Raw genomic sequence first — 20,318 nt, 5'->3', positions numbered from 1 at the left:
CAGCTAACCGCCAAGACTGACGCTTTAAAGCTAGAGCATCACCTTGGCGGTTATTTTAATTACCACAGGAGTATTAGCGGTTTTGTTTGTTTTGATACATAGCAGCATCCGCAGCCTTTATCAATTCAACGCCACATTCGCCGTCTTCCCCATAAAGCGCGTAACCGATACTTGCTGATAAATGCACTTGTTGAGCTTGACCATCGCTGTCAGTCACATAAAAGTCATCACAAATGGCATTAAGCTGTTGTTTACTGGCTTGTTCTGCGTCGTCTCTAGTTTTAACATGCGGTAATAAGGTTACAAATTCATCACCACCAAAACGCGCAACGAAGTCGGTAGAGCGGCTAAATAAAGTCAGGCGATTAGCAACATGCTGCAATAATTGATCGCCCGCATCATGACCAAACTGATCATTGATTGGTTTAAAGTTATCTAAATCAATAAATAATACAGCAAACTTTTCACCGTATCGTTCAGCATGCTTTACTAACTCATCCAGTTTAGAATCCAATGCTTTTCGGCTGTAAAGCATGGTGAGTGCATCTCTATTCGCTGAGTTTTCTAAAATTTGCAACAGATGATGACGTTCTTTTGAAAACCGAATAACGCGCTGCAAAAGTGATGAGGTAAGTTCTGATTTTGGCACATAATCTTGCGCCCCGAGTTGAATGAGTCTATCTCCCATCGCTTCATCAGCCATACCTGTCACCACGACAATCGGCACCGATTGGGCACTATGCTTAACTGTCAACATGGTATTAAAGCCATCACTGTCAGTAACGTTTAAATCCATTATAATCAGGTCTGGTTTAAAGTTACTCAGTGCTTTTACTAATTTTTCTAAGGAATCAAAAGTCATAATAGAATGACTCATTATCTTGTCATTCTTTAATGCATTTCGTATCAAATAAGCATCATCACTGTCATCTTCGAGTAAATAGATCAAGTGATTTGATTTAAACATCTTTTGCTCACTCATGTTTTATTGATCCTTTGCCAGTAATCTAACAGTGCAGTTAGAAAATCAACCATTTCATTAAATCCTTGTGGCTTTCGCACGTATGAGTTCGCCCCTTTTTGGTATGACATTTCGATATCATGTGGGCTATTTGAGTTAGAATAAATTACCACAGGTAAATTAGCAGCTTGCTTATTCATTTTGATCTTTTGAAGTACATCAAAGCCTGCACTTTGAGGCATATTTAAGTCTAATAAAATTAAACTCTTTGAGCCCAGATACTGATTCAATGAAGCAATAAACTGATTGCCATCATCAAAGTGAGTAAATTCTTTGTCTTTATCGACCTGCTTTAATGCTTTTTTCAAGATGTAGGCTTCATCAGGGTCATCATCAATTAAAATTAAATTCAACACAGCTATTGCTCCTTCGGTAATTCGATAGTAAAGGTTGCTCCTTCATTTTCAACACTTTCACAATAAATGTGAGCGTTATGGACTTTCAATATTTGCGCAACTATGGCTAAACCAATACCACTGCCCTCATATTTTTCTCGCGTGTGTAAACGTTTAAATGGTTCAAAAATACGTTTCGCATGGCTTTGATCAAGGCCAATACCATTATCAATTATTTTAATGACGATTGATATCTCGCGCTGATCAACAAGAATGTGTATCTTTGGGGCAGTGTTGGGTTTGGCAAATTTAATTGCATTTCCAATAAGGTTCTGTAACACCTGTGAAAAAAGTCCAACATCAACAGTAATAATTTGCTCTTCATTTTCGCAATGTACGGATGCTTTAACCTTTTCTATCGCTAACTCTAGGCCGTCAATTACTGGCGCTAAAATTTGTCCAAATTCCACGGTATCAAGGTTTAATGCATCACTATTAATACGTGAAAGTTTAAGCAAGTCTTCAATCATTTTACTTAAACGTTTAGCTGCAAGTTGTAGACGTTCTAACTCAAATTCACTATCAGGATCCGTGTCAAATTGTCCATGAAGTCGATGGTACAAAGACTCGCTAAAAGCTGAGATTTTTCGTAATGGTTCTTGTAAGTCATGTGATGCGATAAACGCAAATTGCTCTAAATAATCATTCGATGATTTTAATTTATTTAATAGTTCGTTTTTATCACTAACATCAACAAATGTACCCAGCATGCGTTTTGGATTGCCACTTTCATCTCGCTCTAACACTGAATCAACCGAATAACACCACACCCAATGACCATTTTTATGCCGAAACCGATACTCTAAGTAATGTTTACTATTGTCTGAGGACGCCATCACAACCTGCATATGCTCAATGACATTATCCCGATCATCGGGATGGAATTTTTCGAGTAGATCAACATCATTTGCAAAATCTTCTAGCTCATACCCCAGTAATTCTGTATAGGTTCGGTTAATACGCTCGTTTTGCTGTGTTTCTAAATTGAAAATATAAAACCCGCAGACAGAGCTATCTAATAAGCTTTCGAGGAAGTTATGATTTTTTGCAAGTTGCTGCTGCGTTTCTTTCTCGGTCGTAATATCAACTGCGCTGCCTATTAAAAAGTGCGTATCATTATCGCCTTTTACTGGATACAGAGAGGTTTTAAACCATTTAGCGTCTCCCGCAAATGGAATGTATTCAACGTATTCTAGTGGCTTATCTTGTGTGATACAGGTTAAATAACGTGAAAAAACATGCTGTTTTATTTCATCACTAAAAAAGGATAACTCGGAGAGTCGTTTATTAATGATTTGTTGCTGTGTAATTCCTGTCCATTTGAGCGCCGTATTATTATAGGTTGTAAAAATAAAGTCATCGTCAACGTATTCCACTACCCAAATGCCGTGATTCGTCCCCATATACAAGGCTTCTAAAAATCGAGTGCGCTCTAATAATAAATTTTGTGATTTCTTTTGCTCATCAATATAACGTAATGAACCAGACATCATGATCGGTTCACCGTTTTCATCACATATAGAATTGCCGCGTGTTAAAAACCAACCATACTCGCCTTGGCTATTTTTACCGAGGTATTCCACTTCATAATGGGTACCTGTTTTAAGATGCAAATCAACTGCTTGTTGTACTTTTTCCTGATGCGTTGGATGAATATGGTTAAACCAAGTTTCATACTTTGCTTCTTCACTATGGGACAAGCCAATAAGCTCAAAAAACTTTGGCGACCATACTTGTTCACCGGTGACGATATTCCAATCCCAAATACCATCATTAGTGGCACCTATGGCCCTTTCAAAACGCGCGTTAGACTCAACAAGTTGTTGTTTTAACAAAGCCACTTCTTTTAAATCTTTTAATGTAACAAACAGGTGAACCTCACCTTCAAATTCTTTCTTTGTTAAGCTGACTTCAACACTCTTAGTTTCTTTCTCAGTTGTGATATGGCCAATAAAACTCAATGTTTGATTTAACACTAGGGTGCTCGAGTTTGTCTGTATAAGCTTTTCAAAATCTTGACTGTTGGTTGTGAGAAGTGCCTCTAACTTATCCCATGTACTACCAAACTCAGTTTTAAAATGTTCGTTTGTAAAGACAATTTCGCCCTGTTCATTTGCCAAGATAAAACTTAGCGGTAATGCATCTAACATCCATTTTGTTTGGGTATGATCTTGTAATAAATGTGTCAGGATTTTATTTTGTCGTTTAGTATTGCCATACTCTGACTTAATCCCTTCGTACTGAGAAATGGTCGGTACTTTTAACAGTTCAGGCAATAATTTATAAAGATAAAACGCGGTTGCCATTGATATCCCCGCTGTTAAAGCTTTTGCAATGCCATGATAACCATATACACCTTGCCAAATTGTCCAAATACCAAACAAATGGGTAATTCCGCAAAACAAGATAAACAACGAAAACAGTAAAAACACCTTGTGATAGCCAATATCGCGGCGTTTTCGCATAAAGAGGATAATCGCAAAAGGTATTGAAAAATAAGCCGTCGCGATCAGCAAATCGGAAACAACATGGGTCCATAGAATATGCGGTTGCCAAAGATAACAGTGGCCATGGGGCATATAATCACCACGCAAAAACTGCTCAGTCATTGTGCTCAAGTGACATCCTTTTAAATTACAATGAAAGTACACTTGAGTATGGCAGACACTCGTTAAAAAACAATTTGATAGCGGGCTTGGCCACCGCTAAAAGTCACTCATTGGCAGGCGTGATTATTCTTTGTCAAATCCATCAACAATAATGGCTCCCATAGACGCAGGCATGGATATCACCACAACTCGCTTTAAGGCTATAAGAGGGTCGCTGACAAAGGGCAGTTTATCAATACTTAATAGTACTAAGCTGACAATGAAAAATGTGATTAAGTAGGCAACGACTATACGAGTTATAAACAAAAAACGACGCGTATTGATATTTCGTTGAAAGACACTTTGGTAGGTATAAAGCGTTAAAAAAGTAAGCGATAAGCACAGTAGTAATAATAAATTGGTAAGTGGTAACGTTTCAGCTAGTTGCCATGCTTCTTCAGAAAAAGATATTGGTACGGCAAGTGCAAATGCCCCCACACATATTTGAACAATATCTTCAAAGTTAAAACTTTTCTTTGTCATTCTAAAGCCTACAAGTTGGCATATCTATACCATCAGGTTAGTCATATTCGCGCTAAAAATCATATGAATACCCACTTTTCGCTCTATTCCAATCAAAACTGTTAGCAGAGCAAAATATTAAAATGTTTTGCGTCTCAGATTTTGTTATTATTTCGGAAAATTAACGATTATATTCTCTCATTAAGATCTAATAATGGAAAAATACGAAGAACTGCTCGTCTCTATCCGTAAAGTCATTCGAGCCATCGATTTACATTCAAAACAGCTCAATAAATCTTCGGGTTTAACCGGTCCACAATTATTAATAATGCAAGAAATTGCCCGTGTTAAAGGCGTTACAGCGGGTGCCGTTGCCAAAGAAATTAATTTAAGTGCGGCTACCGTCACTAATATTTTAGATCGTTTAGAATCGCGCGATTTAATCGAGCGCGTGCGCAGCAAAGAAGACAAACGTCGAGTTAGTTTATTTCTTACAGAAAAAGGAAAAGCCTCGTTAATTGATGCGCCACAACCATTGCAAGAGCACTTTATTCAAAATTTTTGTGGCCTAGAGCAATGGGAACAGAGCTTATTACTTTCTTCAATGCAACGTATTGCTAGCATGATGGATGCAAATGATTTAGATGCTGCACCTATGCTTGAAATTGATCCTATGAGTGTAAGTGTAAACGAGGAAAAAAAATCTTAGGATAGATTATAGCCAAAGGCATCTAACACTTTGCTTTGCATCGCTTCTTTCAAGCTTTCATTATTACTGTCTGAAAGTAAAAATACACTTTCTAAACTCTCACCCAAAGTGGTCACTTTTGCTGAGTGGATCGACAACGTATGATTGCGAAATACAGAGCAAATTTTGTCGACATAGGTCGGGTTATTTAAGGTGGTCACTTTAAGCAAGGTACGATCACGTTTTGGTGTTGGAATAAATTCCACAACAGGCTCTGATTCGAAGCTTTTAATCTTCTTCGCTACAGGCAATTTACACTCTTTATAGCCTTTTGTGATCACTTGCTCTATTTGACGAATAACGCGCTCAATACGATAACGTTCGCACAGTTGTTCGTCATTAACATCAAGTACACGGAATATTTCGAGCACATTGCCATCTTTTGTTTCAAGCAATTCAGCATCTTTAACATTTACTTTTGCACGCGTTAATGTGTTAAAAATATCGACAAACAGTTTTGCCCGATTAGGGGTGTAAACCACTAAAGTTGAACACCCTATTTGTTCACTTTGGGTTAAAAACACTAATGGAAATTGGTGCGTAGAGACTACTTTTTCAGTTATTTCTGATAGTTCTTTGGCACTGGTAAACGTAAAAAAGCTATTGGGTAAGGTGGCCCAAAATGCCATCACTTCATCTTCAGAGATAGTGCTATTCGCTAAACGTGTTTGCGCCTCGGCTTTATTCTCGCGGATCACAGTTCGCTGCTCAAAAATGCTTTTACCGTCGGTTTTAAATGCTTCTCGAGATGCTATGTACAATTGCTCTAACATGGCGGCTTGCCAATCACTCCACGCTTCTTCATTAGTGGCCATAATATCTGCCACTGTAAGCGTGTATAGCGCATTTAAACGCTCTAATGAACCCACCTTTTTATTCAATGACTGTATTGTACGAGGGTCATATACGTCGAGCGTTCGACTAGTATTTATCAATAGATCTTGGTTCTCAATTAGCCACACTATCAGATCTACCGATGCCTTTTTCAGACTGTGAAAGCGTGCAAACTCTTTTGCAAGCATGGCACTTGTGGCGTGGCTTTCACTTTCCTGAGAACCCGCTAAGTGGTGGCAGAACGCCGCCATACATAGTGCTAATTTGTTTTGCACCCGACCATATGCAAGGTGGTAACTTTCATGGTTGTCATTTTGATTCGCAAAATCAGAAATGTATGACACCGTTTTGTAAACATGTTCATCTACGGTGTAGGCATTATGGATATCAAACTGCATGCGCCCTTCGCTTTGTGCCCATTGTGTTGCATACATTTCAAGCACACCATAGCGATGCATTAATCCTAATACTTTTTTTAATGTTTTAGGTCGCTCAAATAGAGAAATAAATAGTTCACGACAGCTCTGATAATCCTGTAACTCGCCAAGTAAGCGGTGCCTTACTTTTCTCAATAATTGTAATGTGTTTGACGAAATACCGTGAGCATCTGGATGCTCAGCAAGCAGTTTAAATAAACTGATAACCTGTGATTTATCAATAAAAACACTGGATGAACTTGTTTCTAAAAAGCCATCAACCAATGAAAATTGCTCATTGATTTTTAACGTGTTCTTCTCTCTGTTATGTGTAATACAACGGTGTACATTGTCACATAAGATTTGATTAAGCTCTTGTAAGCGCGTCATTGCACGAAACAATTGTCTCATCATACGTTCAATCGCCTGTTGGGCACTATCACCCCGACCAAACTTTAAAAACTCAGCAACTTGTGCCTGATACTCAAATAACAAAACCTCTTGCGGCCGCTTTGCTACGCAATGCAGTGCCCAACGAATACGGCAGAGAAAGTCATGACATTCTATCAACTCAAATTGTTCATCCTCTTGCAGTAATTCACCTTCCACAAGTAACTCATTATTCGACAATTTAAGATGTTTTCGCGCTACCCAAACGATCGTCTGAAAATCGCGCAACCCACCTGGGTTTGTTTTTATATTTGGTTCTAAATAAAGCGCTGTATTTAAGGCTTTTTTGTGGCGCGTTTTTTGTTCAAGTAATTTTGCATCGAAAAATGCTTTATCAGATATGACTTCGTTATCATACAAAAACGCACGCAGTTGTTCACTGTGCTGACAATTACCATATAAACAGCGAATATCAAGTAAGTTTGTCGCTATCGTAATATCGTCAACGGCATAGTGTTTTGCTTGTGATAAGGTTCTAACAGAGTGGCCGATGTCGAGTCCGAGATCCCACAACCCCGCAATAAATGCGCGCAGTGCCGTCTCAGGAATTTGCTCGTCATTGCAAGGTAGAATAATCGCAATATCAATGTCTGAGAATGGATGTAACGATGCACGGCCATAACCGCCCACAGCATTTAATGAACAGTTGCTTTTATCTAAGCCATGCGAGCACCACATTTCTATCAGAATATTATCGAGTGCATTAGCGCGTTCTGTTAGTAGTTGGCTTATTTGACTAGTAAAAAACCGTGAGTTTTGCTGATGCGTTAAATTATCTAACTGTTCTTTAAAAACTGTTTTCATCTGTCGCCTCTCCCTCAAGGTAATCTGATATTACAGTTTTTGCGACCACACATTCATTGAAACAAGTTTGTTATTCACAAGATTGTTGTTTATCAAGCGACCACCATACTCAAAGTCAAGACGCGCAAATACTTTGTTGATGGCAAATGAAGATGCTCTACAAACCGAATAAATAAACTCAACATCATTACTTTTGAGGTATTTGCTCGCTTCAAAAATTAGCGCAGATGCAATCCCTTCATTGCGAAATTGACTTAACACCACAGTATCGTAAAGTCTTGCGTTTGGCGCATCCTTCTCATACTCGATACGAACACAGGCAACAATGGCATCCATGTATTCAACACAAAAATAATCCACACCACTGTCAATGCTTCGAGAGATATAGTTTTCGTCACCGATTGGTGAACCATAGCTTGAAAAAGCCAATTGATAAAGTTTGGAAAGGGCGCGAACGTCTGCTTGGTTACACTTGCGAAACAGCACTGGTTGAGAGAATGAAGAAGGTTGCCACAAATCTGCATTTTGAACTTCATTGATAATGCCATCACTCAGATCACTATGATCACACTCAGCGCGCGATTCATCAAAAAAGCGAGATATAAAGATTGCATCTTGCAGACCAAAATAGCCTGGTACCGTTGCCTCAATTTGGTAGCCACGTTGTAAAAAAGGCAGCACTTGCGCATCTTTAACTTTTGCAATAATTTTGCTGTAGCCGCCTTTTTTAGCAAAGTCTTCAACTTCTTTATGAAACGCGTTTGGCAACTCAATGGTTGCATCAGTGATGTAAACTCGGTCATTGAGTTTGCCAAATCGGATGTTATTTCCAGTAAGATTCATTTCACTGTCAAATTGCGTCGCTGTCATCTTTAATAATCCTTGCAGTTAATTTGTGTAAAAAATTTAATTGTCTAATGGTTAATTTAGTCAATGTAAAACATGGCATACATCTTTAGAATTGATAGCAATATGATAATTAAAATATTGAAGGGAATAGTTCATAAATATTTAACATTAGAGTATTCAGCTTCTCTAACTGGTGAAAGTCTCTTGAAAATTAGTTAGTACTCGAACAAATATAACATTAGTTAGAACACTAATCAATTCCATGGGTAATGGTGCTGTTTAATTCTCCATAAATACCTCATCTAAATTAAAACCGCCTTAATCAAGTCGTCGGCAATGAAGCATGATCGCCGTCATAAGATATTTTCAATTCTAATCAGCTGACTTTTGCCTAAGGCTACAAGAGCAATGGGTGTTGTCTAAAAGTTGTAACATGAATGGGGCAAATAAAGCATATGCTAAGAATGGCGATACTGATGTTCAGGTTTGAACGAAAGACAGATATTTAAAAAGAAGCAGTGCCACTGCAACCGATTATAAATTTGGGTAGTTTAGGATGTGTTACAAAAACACACCATATTCTAATAAGAGTAACCAAGCTGGAATGGTCAAAGCACTCAATAAAGTACTCATTACAACACTGCCTGCAACCACACTTTGCCCTTGGTTTTGTTGGCAGGCAACAATATAAGCATTCACACCTGTTGGGCATGCCGTTAAAACAACGAGTATCATCACAATATCGCTATTCAAGCGAAAGACCCCGTGTGCTAAAAGCAATGTTATTAATGGTAATAACAGCAATTTAATGACGCTGGCAGAGATGATGTGCCCATAACTACCTGATAAGCGATATTGGTAAAGGTTGGCACCAAGAATAAACAATGCCAATGTCAACGCAGGCTTTGTGATTAAGTGCAATGTATTACTGATAAATTCAGCAAAGGCTATGCCCATAAAATTTATGATTAATCCACTGTAAATACCAATCAGCAGAGGGTTTTTCAAAAGCCCAACCAGAAAAGATTTAAAGTCAAATGTATTATTGCTACCCACACTTGCGAAAATGCTGGTAGCAGCAAAAAGCATCGCGCTGTGAAAACTGATTATTAAAAAGACCTGCGCAGTAACGCTTGGCGACAACACACTTATCAAAATTGGCAAACCGACAATAATGGTATTGGAATAAGTGCTGCCAAGAGCAAACACAGCACCACTCTCTTTGTGCGTTTTTAATAAGCTTGGTGAGAGCCAACAAGTCATTAAAAATGTGAAAAGTACAGCACCATAAAATGCTAAAAAGACCGAATACGAAAGCAAACCGGATAAATCAGCTTCGGCGATATTGATAAATAAAAAGAGCGGAAACAACCAACTAAACGTCACCTTACTTAGTTCGGCAATGGTACTTTGGCTTACACCACCTTTGCGAATGGCTAGATAGCCTAGAAAAACTAAAGCAACTAACGGAAAAAGAGAAGAAAACATCACATCTTCGTGCCAAGAAAAGAGGCAAACTTTAATCAATTTGTGTAAAAACAGCAAACGCCTATATGCAATTATTTGTTGGCTAAAATTTACCCAGCAATAAATACGAACTATATTTAAAAGTCAGGGTTAATTTTTGAGCAGTAAATATGATTGACCGTAGAGTAAACAATCCTAAATTTAATGAACATATGGATATGTTAACGGATGAACAAAGAATAGCCATTTATGATTTACACAACTATGGGTATGACTTAGCATTTGTTCGAAACTTAGGAAACGGTAAGTTAGCGGTGCTGACATTAGAGGATTCTGTCGCCACCATTGACGATTATGGTGAGGTAAATACTAACCCATCAATTTTGATTAGGTAAAAGCGAGCCAGTTAGGCTCGCTTTTTTTGTTTAGCGCAATGCAACTAAATCTTCTTTCGACTTAACACGTACTTTGGCACCATCACGCAGCATTTCACTGCCACGAATAGCAACTTTTTCACCTAACGATAACGCCCCTTTCACTTCAATCAGTTCATTAAAGCCACTACCTGGGGTCACAGTAACTTGTTTTACCGTTAAATCATCCTGTACCACATTAACGTACACTTTATCCTGACGTAAAATAAGTGCATCACGATGCACAGTTAATGCGTTGTGTTTGGCACTACTGGCAAGACTCACTCGCACTGCACTGCCAATCGGTAACGCGCGATCGTTAAGCGAAACACGTACTTCCATGGTACGGCTTAATTCATCACCAACAGGGACCAGTGCACGCACTGTTGAGCTAAAGCGTCCTGCTTTGTTAGCGATATAAACCTCATCCCCTACTTGGTTAAATTGCGTATGCGTAAGTGGCGCATTTGCACGCACTTCCAAATCATCAAGGCTAACTAATCGCACCGCTGGTGCATTAGTTTGGCTAAACTCACCAACCTGTTTATAACGTTCCACAATGGTGCCATCAAACGGTGCAACGAGCTGAGTTTTTGCTAACTGTAATGCAATGCGTTGGAAGGTGATTTTTGCTTGTTCAAGTTCTTGTCTTGCCATCATAAGCTCTGCTTCTTTTGCTTCTAAAGCATCAACAGAGGCATTTTTGCCAAGCTTCTCAATGCGCGTTAACTGACGTTCCAGTAAGTTCACGCGCGTATTAAAACTTTTGATACTGGCACTGGCTTGCTGCTTTTCTAACTGTAAAAAAGCGTCATCCAAAAGCAAAATCGTGTCGCCTTTTTTGAAGCGTTCACCAACTTCAGCAATTTGCTTTACCACACCTGACACTTCAGTAGTCAGACGCGAATCAAAACGGCTCACTACGGTACCTGGCACCCACATTTGTTCAGCAATTTCTGCCTGCTCGACTTCACCGAGTGCAACAAGCGGATCGGGACGCTCATTGGCACTTACAAAACAGCTTAAAAATGCCAGTAAGCTACATAAAATGGTTGAAATAATGTATCTCATAACTAATTCCCTTCCAGTTGCGTTTGAGTAGAAGTAACAGGGGTTGGTTTAACACTTGTGCGCGTTGAAAACTGTTTTAATAGTGCAGGCAGCAAGACCAAAGTAAATAATGTTGAGAACACCATGCCGCCGACAATAACAGCTGCAAGGCCACGGTAAATCACGCTACCCTCTCCCGGCATAATAAGCAGCGGTAGCATGCCGAAAATACTGGTTAAGGTGCTCATAAAGATGGGACGTAAACGTAGCTTAAGCGCTTGCTCAACGGCCTCTTCACGGCTTAAGCCTTCGCGTTCACCTTGACGGGTCTGATCGACCAGCAAAATCGCATTATTAACAACGAGACCAAGTAAAATGATGAAACCAATCATGGTTAACAAATCAAGCGGCTGGAACTGAATCAGGTTCATTAATTGTAATGCCACTACGCCACCCACTGTTGCAAGTGGAATTGCTAGCGTTACCATCAAGCTATCTTTTAGCGATTTAAAGAGACCGGCCATCAGAATAAAAAGTAACCCCAGAGCTAGCAAAAAGTTCTGTCCCATGGTTTGAATTGACTGTTTTAAGCTATCAGCGCTGCCACCATAGTTAATTGAACCATCTGCTGGCATTAGCGCTTTAATTTGTGGCTCGATTTCACTTTCAATAATTGCCATCGCTTGTTGTAATGACATTCCTTCCGGAGGATTCACATTGACGGTAATTGTGCGACGACGATCAATACGTTGAATGCGTGAAGGGCCAACAGTGCGTGTCACATCCACTAACTCACCAAGTTGAACAACCGTGCCACTTGGTGTTGTGATTGGCATTGATGAGAGCTCTTCAGGGTTCTGCCAACCTTCCGCTTTAAAAATCATATCAAGGCGTTTATTACCATCGAAATATTCACCAACATAAAGGCCTGTGCCCATGGCGCGTGTAATTTGCGCTAAATCACGACGATTAAAGCCCACTTCCATCATTCGTCGGTCGTTAGGCAACAGGCGTAATTCGGGCTCCGCGTCTTGGGTCCCTGGGTTGATGTTGATATTGCTGCCCTCAAAGCGAGCTTGCAAAATATCGCGTGCTTTGTCGGCTACATCAGCCATGGCACGAGTATCGCGGCTTTGCAAATGGATTTGAATGCTACGACCTGAACCCAACCCTCCAAATAAGTTGCCTTGCTGTGAAAATACGCGTGTATCTGGCAGATCAACTAAGATCTCTTCACGCATCACTCGCTCGAGCTCTTTCACTTGTGATTGATCCTTCGCGCGCACACCAAGGTTGGCATTACCTGGGAAAGATAAAATATAGTAATTTTTAAGTGCAGGTTGTTTGGTACCGTCCATATAAGGTTGCAGGCGTTCGACTAAAGGTTTGATGTATTCGCGCTCCACAAACTCTTGATTCGAGCCAGTTGGAAGTCTCACAAACGCGTCCACTGCATCGCGTTTTACTGGCGGTAAATAATCAAGTGGCGGCAATAACCATACAGTTAACGCTACTGGTGCCGCCATCAGAGTAACAATCACTGCTACACGTTTTTTGCTTGAATTAGTCAACTGCATAATTTTAGCTGTGATATTTTGCCAAAGACCATCAAGCCTATCTTCTTCAACGGCTTGCTTAAGCCACATTTTTGCAGCCACAGGTAATATAGTGAGTGCCACTAACAGTGAAATAAATACAGCAATCGCGATGGTCAGCGCTAAGTCAGCAAAGAACTGACCCGCCACATCGCGTAAGAAAATAACCGGAATAAAAATCGCTATGGTAGTTGCCGTTGAGGCCATTAATGCACCTGAGACTAACTGAGTGCCTTTCGCAGCGGCTTTATCAGCGCGCAAGCCTTGAGTTTTCAGCCTGACAATATTCTCAAGCACTACAATTGCCGCATCTAGCACCATGCCTGTGGCAAAGGCTAAACCCGCCAATGAGATAACGTTAAGTGAGCGACCAGTAATATTGAGTACAATAAAGGTCGTCATAATGGAAATTGGAATTGCCATTGCCACGATTAAAGTGGCACGACGCTGTCGTAAGAACCACCAAAGCACGCCAACGGCAAGTAAAATGCCCAACACTAAGTTGCTCGATACTAGGTTAATCGCACGATAAATAAAAACAGATGCGTCAAACGATTGGTGCATCGTTAATTGTTGCGGTTCCAGCACTTGGCTGCGGATCTTATCAACTTCGGCTTTTACACGTTCAAGCGTTGCTAATACATTGGCGCCACTTTCACGGTCAATGCGCACCGACATTGCAGGGTTACCATTTTGCACAGCACTGCCATTGTCGGCGTCGCGCGTGACTTTAATTTCTGCAATATCACTGAGTTTAATCGGTTTTCCATCACGCCATTCCAGTACCAAGTTACCTAGCTGAGTAGGGTCAAAGCGACCTGCAAAACGCAACGTATAGCGACGGCGACCTATATCAGCATAACCACCCGATGCATCATTTGCCGACCCAATTAAGTTGCTGACTCGCGTTAAGTTAATGCCAAGTTCTGCTGCGCGATAAGCGTCAAATTCAATCTGTAGTTGCTCGCGTGAATTACCGGTTTGTAACTGAACACGTGCTACGCCTGGAATACTTTCTAAACGTGGGCGAATGGTGTCATCAAAAAACGTTGCGTACTCACCAATTGGTTTTTCATTGCCCGGTAAAGCTTGTAAAAAGAAGTATGTCAGAGCAGGTGCTCCACCATTAAACCCACCTAGGCTTATCACCGGCGGGTTAACATCACGTGGCAAAGGTGGCACACGATTCATGCGACTGATGACTTCTATCAGGGTTTTATCCATATCGGTATCGAGTGTGAAAGTTAAATTCACAAACGATGAACCTGAATTGGCAAATGTTCTTAAACTGGTGAGCCCTGGTAAGCCTTGTAATACATCTTCTTGTGGCTCAAGGATTTCAGATTCCATTTCCGCTGGCGATGCTTGGCGCCAACTTGTAAAAATAGTAATTTGTGGTCGTTCAATATCTGGAAAGAGTTGAATAGGCAGTTTGGTAAAACTCACTATTCCAAGTACCAAGCACAAGGTAACAAATATCGCCACCCCCGCCGGATTTTTTAAAGCCCGAGTTGTAATGTTCATTGCGTTCCCTATTTTATTTTTTCGCAAACAACGTGCTTGACTATAGTTAGAAATTAGTCGCAAGAAAGTGAGAAATAGTTTAACGCTCAAAGAAATAAGATGGGCTGCAAAATGGGCTTTTTAGGTAAGCAAGTGTGTTTTTGGTCACATTTTGACACACCGCGTTAGCCAAATGTTAACCATAAGAAATTTAAATGTAGCTAAAGAGATAGGTCAACAAATAAGCAGGATAAAGTGCTTTTGAAAGCGTTGAGAAATGAAAATATTTCGAAACAAGATTCTAGAGTTGTGGGATTAATGCACAAAAATATTAAAAATATAGCGCCACTCTTTTTCATAAGCTTTTAGTTTAGCTATGACTGTAGGCGTAATTTCGGTTCCTTGGGTCAGCACTACTCCACCTTGTTTATTAAGTAAATCTTGACTTAAGTGCATACCAGGCTCAAGCTTATCGACCCCAATACACAGGTCGATATTATGCTGATCGAGTGAGATTTCACTGTTAAGAAGTGTGACATATGCATCAACAATCTCGGGGTCAAAAAACGTTTTACTTTCTTTCTTTAAATAATCGATTGCTTGCGATTGCGAAAGCTTTTGTGAACTAATGCGACCCAGTACCAATTTATCGAACTCATTAACCACAGTTAAAATGCGTGAAGCCAATGGGATATTGGTACCAATTAGGTGATCAGGCAGCCCGCTACCATCAAAGCGTTCATATTGATGTTTAACAGCCACACCAATGGCTTTTAAATGCGGCACGGTTTGTAAAATTTCAGCGCCTTTAACAGCATGTGACTGCTTTTCATTTAATTCAGCGCGAGTGAGTTCGTTTTCAATGCTTTTAGCTAAATTGTCACTAAGCGATACCTTACCGATTTCATGCATAAGCCCCGCAAGATACACTTGTGTCACTTGGTTTTTTTCAAGGCCCATTTCAAGTGCGAGCATGCGGCAATGGCCAGCGACCCGCTTAACGTGCCCATCACCGCCGCCAGTGGTGTCTTCAATGATTAAATTTATCATCTCAATGACATCGTAAAACAAGCTGCGTTGGCGATCATTCGCTGATTTTAATTTTTCATTCAGATTCGACAGCGATTGGGTGCGTTCTTGTACTTTACTCTCAAGATCTTGGTTTTGTTTACGCAGTAAATCATTTTTTAGCTTAAGTTCATTTTCTAATCGTTGAACTGATTGCTTTAATTGAAATTGCTCTGCAGCTTGCAACACAATATTTTTAAGATCGTCATTATTCCATGGCTTATTAATATAATTATTAATTTTGCCCTGGTTAATGGCCATCGCAGTTGAGTCAATATCAGAATAGCCAGTAAGCAGAATTCTTGGCGTATCAGGGCATGTTTCATGGGCTATCGATAATAATTCTGCCCCACTCATTTTTGGCATTTTCATATCAGACACGATAACCGCAAAGCTTGTTTCAGACAGCGCTGCAGCCGCCGCTTCAGGCTCGCTAAACGCAACAACCTCAAAGTCTTTTCTAAATAGCCTTTTAAGCGCATTTAATACTTCGACTTCGTCATCTACGACCATCATTTTAAGCTTATCAGTCATGATTATGTCCAAACAAAGCGATATCCGCTATTTACTATAAAAACATTGCCTTAACTAAAAAGTGACACTATTTTTTAAATAGATCAACCTGATTTTGTGAAAAACGGAGATATTATGAAAGGAGCGATCTTCAACGCTTTGCAAGAGTTTGTTGAGCAAGGGCATGGCTACCAAGTATGGGATGACGCACTCACTAATACCACGTTACCCTCTCATGGCATTTACACATCAACCAAGCAATATGACGACAGTGAGCTGTTTGCGATTGTTGGCTATTTATCAGAAAAATTAGCAGTGCCTATACCTGACCTTGTTCGCGCATTTGGTGTTTTTTTATTTCCATTATTAATGCCGCAAGCGCCACAAGAAGCACAAGATGCCCCGTCACTGCGGGCGTTTTTGATGATGGTTGACGAGCTGATCCATGTGGAAGTAAAAAAGCTCTATAAAGATGCTCAACTGCCTGAGTTCAACTATGACGACCATATTGATGAACAATTAGTTATGATTTATCGCTCACCAAGAAAGTTGTGCTTTTTGTCAGAGGGGCTTATTCTGGGGGCAGCTGAACATTTTAAGGAAACAGTTTCGCTCTCGCAAAAATGCTGCATGCATCAAGGGGCCGATTGCTGCGAAATAGAAGTAACGTTTAATGGACAATAAAGAAGCCTTGGAGAAAGTCGCGGCGCTTGAACGTATTTTACAGCGCGAGCGTCTTGCACGAAAGGAAGCGGAAAAACAACTCGAGGACTACTCGCGCGAGTTGTATCAGCAGGAAGAATCGGTTCATCAAACACAGCAAGAAGTTGCAACTCAGCAAGGCCAGCTGGAATTTTTAACCGGCTTACTGGCAGAGACATGGCGTCAGCCTAGTTTACAAAAAATAGTTGCTAATTATTTAGAACGTACAAATACCTTTATGAGTAATGCCCATAATATATTTGTCGAACTTCATGCTGATCTCTCGTTTCACCAATTTCAATACTACTGCCAAGCTTCTAAACAGCAATCTGAAAAGCTGCCAGAACGCTATAAGGTGGTATTAAGTCAACTAATTCGCAGTAAATTGTATCAGCAAGTCTCTACTGAAAATGAGTCTCAAATTTTCGAACTTGCCGAAATCAGTAAATCTTCAAATCCATACTTTAGCTACTCTGTTATTGTCCCTTTATACAATCTTGAACTTACTTCTGGTAAAAGCATTGGCATTGCCATTTTATTGTACGAATCACAAGATGATATCAATATTGTAAAGCTGCAAACCTTAGAGTCATCTCGGAGCATGCTTTCGGTTGCTATTGAGCGCAAACGCGCCGAAGAATCGTTGCAAGATCGGTTAAAAGAGCTTGAAACCACCAATAGCATGTTAGAGCAAACGCAACAGCAACTCTTACAACAAGAAAAACTCGCATCACTTGGTCAATTAGCTGCAGGTGTTGCACATGAAATCAACAACCCCGTCGGTTTTGTATTGAGCAACCTTGATACAATGCGAGATTATTTTACCGATTTTTCAAGTATCTTATCGCCCTTAAAAAACGATCAGCTAAACGATCAAGAAAAAGTAAATGCGATGCATAATGAATGGCAAACACTCGATGGCGATTTTTTATTGCAAGACAGCGAAGAAATTCTCACCTCTTCGGTACAGGGGTTAGTCAGAGTAAAAGACATTGTTTCTGATTTAAGTACGTTTTCTCGCATGGACAATGATGAGCTCGATAGCATTGATCTCAATGAAGTAATCGACAAATCGTTAAATGTTGTCAGTAACGAATTTAAATACCATCACCAAGTTGTGAAAAACCTTATACCTGATGCAAGTATTCTGGGTAACGCGGGTAAATTACAGCAAGTGTTTATTAATTTATTTGTTAATGCGAAACACGCGATGCCCGATGGTGGCACCCTCACGATAAGCAGTGAAAAAGATCGCAATAAAGTGATTGTAAAAGTGAAAGATGAAGGGCACGGAATAGACCCTTCTCATTTGGCCGATATCTTCACACCATTTTTCACTACCAAAGCACCGGGAGAGGGCACAGGCTTAGGGTTGGCTATCTCTTACAGTATTTTGCAACAGCACAATGCTAAAGTGAAAGTGAACAGCAAAGTGGGTGTGGGCACTGAATTTAAAATTGCATTTTATGAGTCAATCTAATCAACGCTAAGTTAGACAACTTATAATTTTTTTGCCAATGCTTCTCGTCTTAGCTGCCTCGCCATGGCTTGTGTTGACGGGTATTTAGGTAAAATCATCCAAAGCACAATATAGATTATGATTGGAAATACCAACAAAAGACTGGTGAAGATAAACGCAAGGCGTAACCCATTTTTTCTTAACGTATAATAATCAGCCAAGCCGCTGCATACGCCAGCAATTAAACCTGATTCGCCACGTGTTAATACTTTTCCTTGTAGTTCGCTATTCATTCCAGTTCCTTTCATGAGATTCATTAGTTTTCATTCTTTAAGAGAAGACGCAAGCGGACGCCCTCCCTTGCTTAGGTATTTTTTATGCTAATGGGTAAAAAGTCAGCTTTGTGATGAAACCAAATTCTAAAATACAATATTGCAAAAATAACTTCAGTCAAAACCGCCAGTAAAATGCCGATTCCTGCAACGCCTCGAAGATACTCAAAAGTGCCTAGCAGCGCCAATCCCAACATTGAAGTACACATACTTAAACAGATCGCTTGGCGAGCCTCTGAATGTGCAATATGGCGGGTAGCCCAAGTTAATATCGCAATTCCTAAAAATAGCATGGCAGCTCGGCGACCGATAAAAAATGCACCATTTTCTGGTTCTATGCTAAACAGTAAAAATAAGATATTTGGGTAAGTAATAAGCAAAATCGCCAACACCGAGGCGACGCCCGACGCTAACATACTCAATAATTTATAACTCATGATTCTCTTCCTTGAATAACCCATGCTTTACCAACGAAAACATGTTTTAAGTGGGTAATAAGTTTTTCAACTCTCGGTTTCGCTTTAGCAACCTTTGCTTAAAACATGGTATTTTTATTTTTTGACTCTTTTGGTACCCGTTGACCAACTCCCCAGTGTTCCGCCCATTTTCCATCTTCCATACGGAAAATATGAATTACAGCTGCGCCCAAAGAGTCAGGTGTACGTTTAACATGCAAGTGCATCCACACTAAATCGCCTTCAGCGGCCGTACGCTTAACTGACATTGATAAGTTTGGGTATTTTTTATATCGCTTAGCAAACACAGCTAAAACTGCGTCTCGTCCATCTTCAATATGAGGTGAATGTTGAATGTAATGCTCTGAAAAGCATTCATTTCGCAGTATAGAAAGCCGCTCTTTTGATGCCATATCTGGACGATTTTCAAGGATCTCCATACAGTAAAGCGACTTCTCTAAATTCGCTTTCTCCTGGTTGCTGGCTGTGCTTTCTGAAGCATGTAGAAAAGTTGAAGTGATCGTGGTGAAAAGCGCAAAAGTGAGACTTATAAACGAAATGAGAGGTCTATTCATATCTATTCCTTAGATTACAGAGCATACGCAAATAATTTAGTGACTTTTAGAAGTATGACTTCTAGCCAGTTGATTTTATGTACTTTTACTACACTAACAGTGCGCTGCTCGCTTTTCAAATGTTTCCCTACTAGCACATGTCACATTATAAGTAACACACTCAATTTGCCTAAATGTTTTTGCATAATGCGATGCATTTTTCAGAAAGTGTCACACTATAAAATAAATTTCTCAATAATTCATAGGATTACAGCTGGTTTATAATTTGCTTTAGTAAAAGTGAGATTTAAGAACATACCGGAGAAGTGTTATGAACAATGCCAAACAACAATTTTCAATCGATCAAAAGCTTCAAGCAATGAGACCATTTATTGATTTAGAACTATTTAATCGTTCTATCGATTACCGTCGTAAAGTAATTTTTAGTTTCAAACAACAAGAGCGTATGCTGCAGCAAATCAAAGATGAGTATGCAGAACCGAGTATTCGTGAAGATTATGACTGCATCCTAGGATACAACTAATGGGTTATTCACAGTCAACTCTGTTAGTTTGCGCTC

At 39.9% G+C, this 20,318-nt stretch carries 18 protein-coding genes; 5 read left to right on the top strand and 13 right to left on the bottom strand.

Going from position 1 to position 20,318, the window contains the following annotated elements:
• Positions 1 to 73 precede the first annotated feature (73 nt).
• From OM33_RS16240 to OM33_RS16225, 4 genes are all read right to left on the bottom strand, one after another.
• The gene (locus OM33_RS16240) at positions 74 to 982 is read right to left on the bottom strand and encodes a two-component system response regulator (protein WP_052141102.1); all 909 of its coding nucleotides are present in this window, start codon (positions 980 to 982) and stop codon (positions 74 to 76) included.
• Positions 979 to 1,377, bottom strand: coding sequence for a response regulator (locus OM33_RS16235; protein WP_040135099.1), 399 nt, complete (start codon positions 1,375 to 1,377; stop codon positions 979 to 981). Before OM33_RS16235 ends, OM33_RS16240 begins: the two co-directional genes overlap by 4 nt.
• Positions 1,378 to 1,379: 2 nt before the next feature.
• Positions 1,380 to 4,025, bottom strand: a complete 2,646-nt coding sequence (locus tag OM33_RS16230; RefSeq protein ID WP_040135097.1) for a PAS domain-containing sensor histidine kinase — start codon at positions 4,023 to 4,025, stop codon at positions 1,380 to 1,382.
• Between the two features lie 123 nt (positions 4,026 to 4,148).
• The gene (locus tag OM33_RS16225; protein ID WP_040135095.1) at positions 4,149 to 4,547 is read right to left on the bottom strand and encodes a DUF2391 family protein; all 399 of its coding nucleotides are present in this window, start codon (positions 4,545 to 4,547) and stop codon (positions 4,149 to 4,151) included.
• Positions 4,548 to 4,740: 193 nt separating this feature from the next.
• Here OM33_RS16225 and OM33_RS16220 point away from each other — a divergent pair, with 193 nt between their 5' ends.
• Entirely contained in the window at positions 4,741 to 5,235 is a 495-nt protein-coding gene (locus tag OM33_RS16220) for a MarR family winged helix-turn-helix transcriptional regulator (protein ID WP_040135093.1), read from the top strand.
• Here OM33_RS16220 and glnD read toward each other — a convergent pair.
• The 3 genes from glnD to OM33_RS16205 all read right to left on the bottom strand — a co-directional run bounded on the left by glnD (position 5,232) and on the right by OM33_RS16205 (position 10,115).
• Entirely contained in the window at positions 5,232 to 7,778 is a 2,547-nt protein-coding gene (glnD, locus tag OM33_RS16215) for a [protein-PII] uridylyltransferase (protein ID WP_040135091.1), read from the bottom strand. The two genes, OM33_RS16220 and glnD, sit on opposite strands and share 4 nt — an antisense overlap.
• A 30-nt stretch (positions 7,779 to 7,808) precedes the next feature.
• Positions 7,809 to 8,648: a putative beta-lysine N-acetyltransferase gene (ablB, locus tag OM33_RS16210; protein WP_040135089.1), complete on the bottom strand. Its 840-nt coding sequence runs from the start codon at positions 8,646 to 8,648 to the stop codon at positions 7,809 to 7,811.
• A 540-nt stretch (positions 8,649 to 9,188) separates the two neighbouring features.
• Positions 9,189 to 10,115 (bottom strand): AEC family transporter, encoded by a 927-nt coding sequence (locus tag OM33_RS16205; RefSeq protein ID WP_040136864.1) that lies wholly within the window; start codon positions 10,113 to 10,115, stop codon positions 9,189 to 9,191.
• A 149-nt stretch (positions 10,116 to 10,264) separates the two neighbouring features.
• On the opposite strand from OM33_RS16205, the gene OM33_RS16200 reads away from it, so the two are divergent.
• Entirely contained in the window at positions 10,265 to 10,489 is a 225-nt protein-coding gene (locus OM33_RS16200; RefSeq protein ID WP_040135087.1) for a hypothetical protein, read from the top strand.
• Positions 10,490 to 10,519: 30 nt separating this feature from the next.
• Here the strand turns inward: OM33_RS16200 and OM33_RS16195 are convergent, their stop codons facing one another.
• The 3 genes from OM33_RS16195 to OM33_RS16185 all read right to left on the bottom strand — a co-directional run bounded on the left by OM33_RS16195 (position 10,520) and on the right by OM33_RS16185 (position 16,257).
• Entirely contained in the window at positions 10,520 to 11,578 is a 1,059-nt protein-coding gene (locus OM33_RS16195) for an efflux RND transporter periplasmic adaptor subunit (protein WP_040135085.1), read from the bottom strand.
• A gap of 2 nt (positions 11,579 to 11,580) precedes the next feature.
• Complete coding sequence (locus tag OM33_RS16190) at positions 11,581 to 14,676, bottom strand: efflux RND transporter permease subunit (protein WP_040135083.1); 3,096 nt, start codon at positions 14,674 to 14,676, stop codon at positions 11,581 to 11,583.
• Positions 14,677 to 14,970: 294 nt separating this feature from the next.
• The gene (locus tag OM33_RS16185; protein ID WP_040135082.1) at positions 14,971 to 16,257 is read right to left on the bottom strand and encodes an HD domain-containing phosphohydrolase; all 1,287 of its coding nucleotides are present in this window, start codon (positions 16,255 to 16,257) and stop codon (positions 14,971 to 14,973) included.
• Positions 16,258 to 16,371: 114 nt separating this feature from the next.
• Between OM33_RS16185 and OM33_RS16180 the strand changes: the two genes are divergently transcribed.
• Together OM33_RS16180 and OM33_RS22120 are read left to right on the top strand one after the other, a co-directional pair.
• Complete coding sequence (locus OM33_RS16180) at positions 16,372 to 16,920, top strand: heme NO-binding domain-containing protein (RefSeq protein ID WP_040135080.1); 549 nt, start codon at positions 16,372 to 16,374, stop codon at positions 16,918 to 16,920.
• A complete protein-coding gene (locus OM33_RS22120; protein WP_052141100.1) occupies positions 16,910 to 18,418 on the top strand; it encodes an ATP-binding protein in 1,509 nt (502 codons plus the stop codon). Before OM33_RS16180 ends, OM33_RS22120 begins: the two co-directional genes overlap by 11 nt.
• 20 nt (positions 18,419 to 18,438) lie before the next feature.
• Here the strand turns inward: OM33_RS22120 and OM33_RS16170 are convergent, their stop codons facing one another.
• The 3 genes from OM33_RS16170 to OM33_RS16160 form a co-directional block, all read right to left on the bottom strand.
• A complete protein-coding gene (locus tag OM33_RS16170; RefSeq protein ID WP_040135078.1) occupies positions 18,439 to 18,690 on the bottom strand; it encodes a PspC domain-containing protein in 252 nt (83 codons plus the stop codon).
• 71 nt (positions 18,691 to 18,761) lie between these two features.
• Complete coding sequence (locus OM33_RS16165; RefSeq protein WP_040135075.1) at positions 18,762 to 19,166, bottom strand: hypothetical protein; 405 nt, start codon at positions 19,164 to 19,166, stop codon at positions 18,762 to 18,764.
• Between the two features lie 98 nt (positions 19,167 to 19,264).
• Positions 19,265 to 19,759 (bottom strand): nuclear transport factor 2 family protein, encoded by a 495-nt coding sequence (locus OM33_RS16160; protein ID WP_081991172.1) that lies wholly within the window; start codon positions 19,757 to 19,759, stop codon positions 19,265 to 19,267.
• Between the two features lie 310 nt (positions 19,760 to 20,069).
• Here OM33_RS16160 and OM33_RS16155 point away from each other — a divergent pair, with 310 nt between their 5' ends.
• Positions 20,070 to 20,282: a hypothetical protein gene (locus OM33_RS16155; protein WP_040135073.1), complete on the top strand. Its 213-nt coding sequence runs from the start codon at positions 20,070 to 20,072 to the stop codon at positions 20,280 to 20,282.
• The last annotated feature ends 36 nt before the right edge of the window (positions 20,283 to 20,318 follow it).

It is taken from the genome of Pseudoalteromonas piratica (assembly GCF_000788395.1).
Classification (GTDB): Bacteria; Pseudomonadota; Gammaproteobacteria; order Enterobacterales; family Alteromonadaceae; genus Pseudoalteromonas; species Pseudoalteromonas piratica.
The sequence above is the reverse complement of the archived record's forward strand: the minus strand, read 5'-3'. Positions and strand labels throughout refer to the sequence as shown.

Coding starts and splice junctions, on each gene's coding strand:
- ablB (WP_040135089.1), bottom strand. CDS start 8,648: ATGACAGCGACGCAATTTGACAGTGAAATGAATCTTACTGGAAATAAC.
- OM33_RS16185 (WP_040135082.1), bottom strand. CDS start 16,257: ATGACTGATAAGCTTAAAATGATGGTCGTAGATGACGAAGTCGAAGTA.
- OM33_RS16240 (WP_052141102.1), bottom strand. CDS start 982: ATGAGTGAGCAAAAGATGTTTAAATCAAATCACTTGATCTATTTACTC.
- glnD (WP_040135091.1), bottom strand. CDS start 7,778: ATGAAAACAGTTTTTAAAGAACAGTTAGATAATTTAACGCATCAGCAA.
- OM33_RS16195 (WP_040135085.1), bottom strand. CDS start 11,578: ATGAGATACATTATTTCAACCATTTTATGTAGCTTACTGGCATTTTTA.
- OM33_RS16190 (WP_040135083.1), bottom strand. CDS start 14,676: ATGAACATTACAACTCGGGCTTTAAAAAATCCGGCGGGGGTGGCGATA.
- OM33_RS16200 (WP_040135087.1), top strand. CDS start 10,265: ATGATTGACCGTAGAGTAAACAATCCTAAATTTAATGAACATATGGAT.
- OM33_RS16220 (WP_040135093.1), top strand. CDS start 4,741: ATGGAAAAATACGAAGAACTGCTCGTCTCTATCCGTAAAGTCATTCGA.
- OM33_RS16160 (WP_081991172.1), bottom strand. CDS start 19,759: ATGAATAGACCTCTCATTTCGTTTATAAGTCTCACTTTTGCGCTTTTC.
- OM33_RS16230 (WP_040135097.1), bottom strand. CDS start 4,025: ATGACTGAGCAGTTTTTGCGTGGTGATTATATGCCCCATGGCCACTGT.
- OM33_RS22120 (WP_052141100.1), top strand. CDS start 16,910: ATGGACAATAAAGAAGCCTTGGAGAAAGTCGCGGCGCTTGAACGTATT.
- OM33_RS16205 (WP_040136864.1), bottom strand. CDS start 10,115: ATGTTTTCTTCTCTTTTTCCGTTAGTTGCTTTAGTTTTTCTAGGCTAT.
- OM33_RS16225 (WP_040135095.1), bottom strand. CDS start 4,547: ATGACAAAGAAAAGTTTTAACTTTGAAGATATTGTTCAAATATGTGTG.
- OM33_RS16155 (WP_040135073.1), top strand. CDS start 20,070: ATGAACAATGCCAAACAACAATTTTCAATCGATCAAAAGCTTCAAGCA.
- OM33_RS16165 (WP_040135075.1), bottom strand. CDS start 19,166: ATGAGTTATAAATTATTGAGTATGTTAGCGTCGGGCGTCGCCTCGGTG.
- OM33_RS16180 (WP_040135080.1), top strand. CDS start 16,372: ATGAAAGGAGCGATCTTCAACGCTTTGCAAGAGTTTGTTGAGCAAGGG.
- OM33_RS16170 (WP_040135078.1), bottom strand. CDS start 18,690: ATGAATAGCGAACTACAAGGAAAAGTATTAACACGTGGCGAATCAGGT.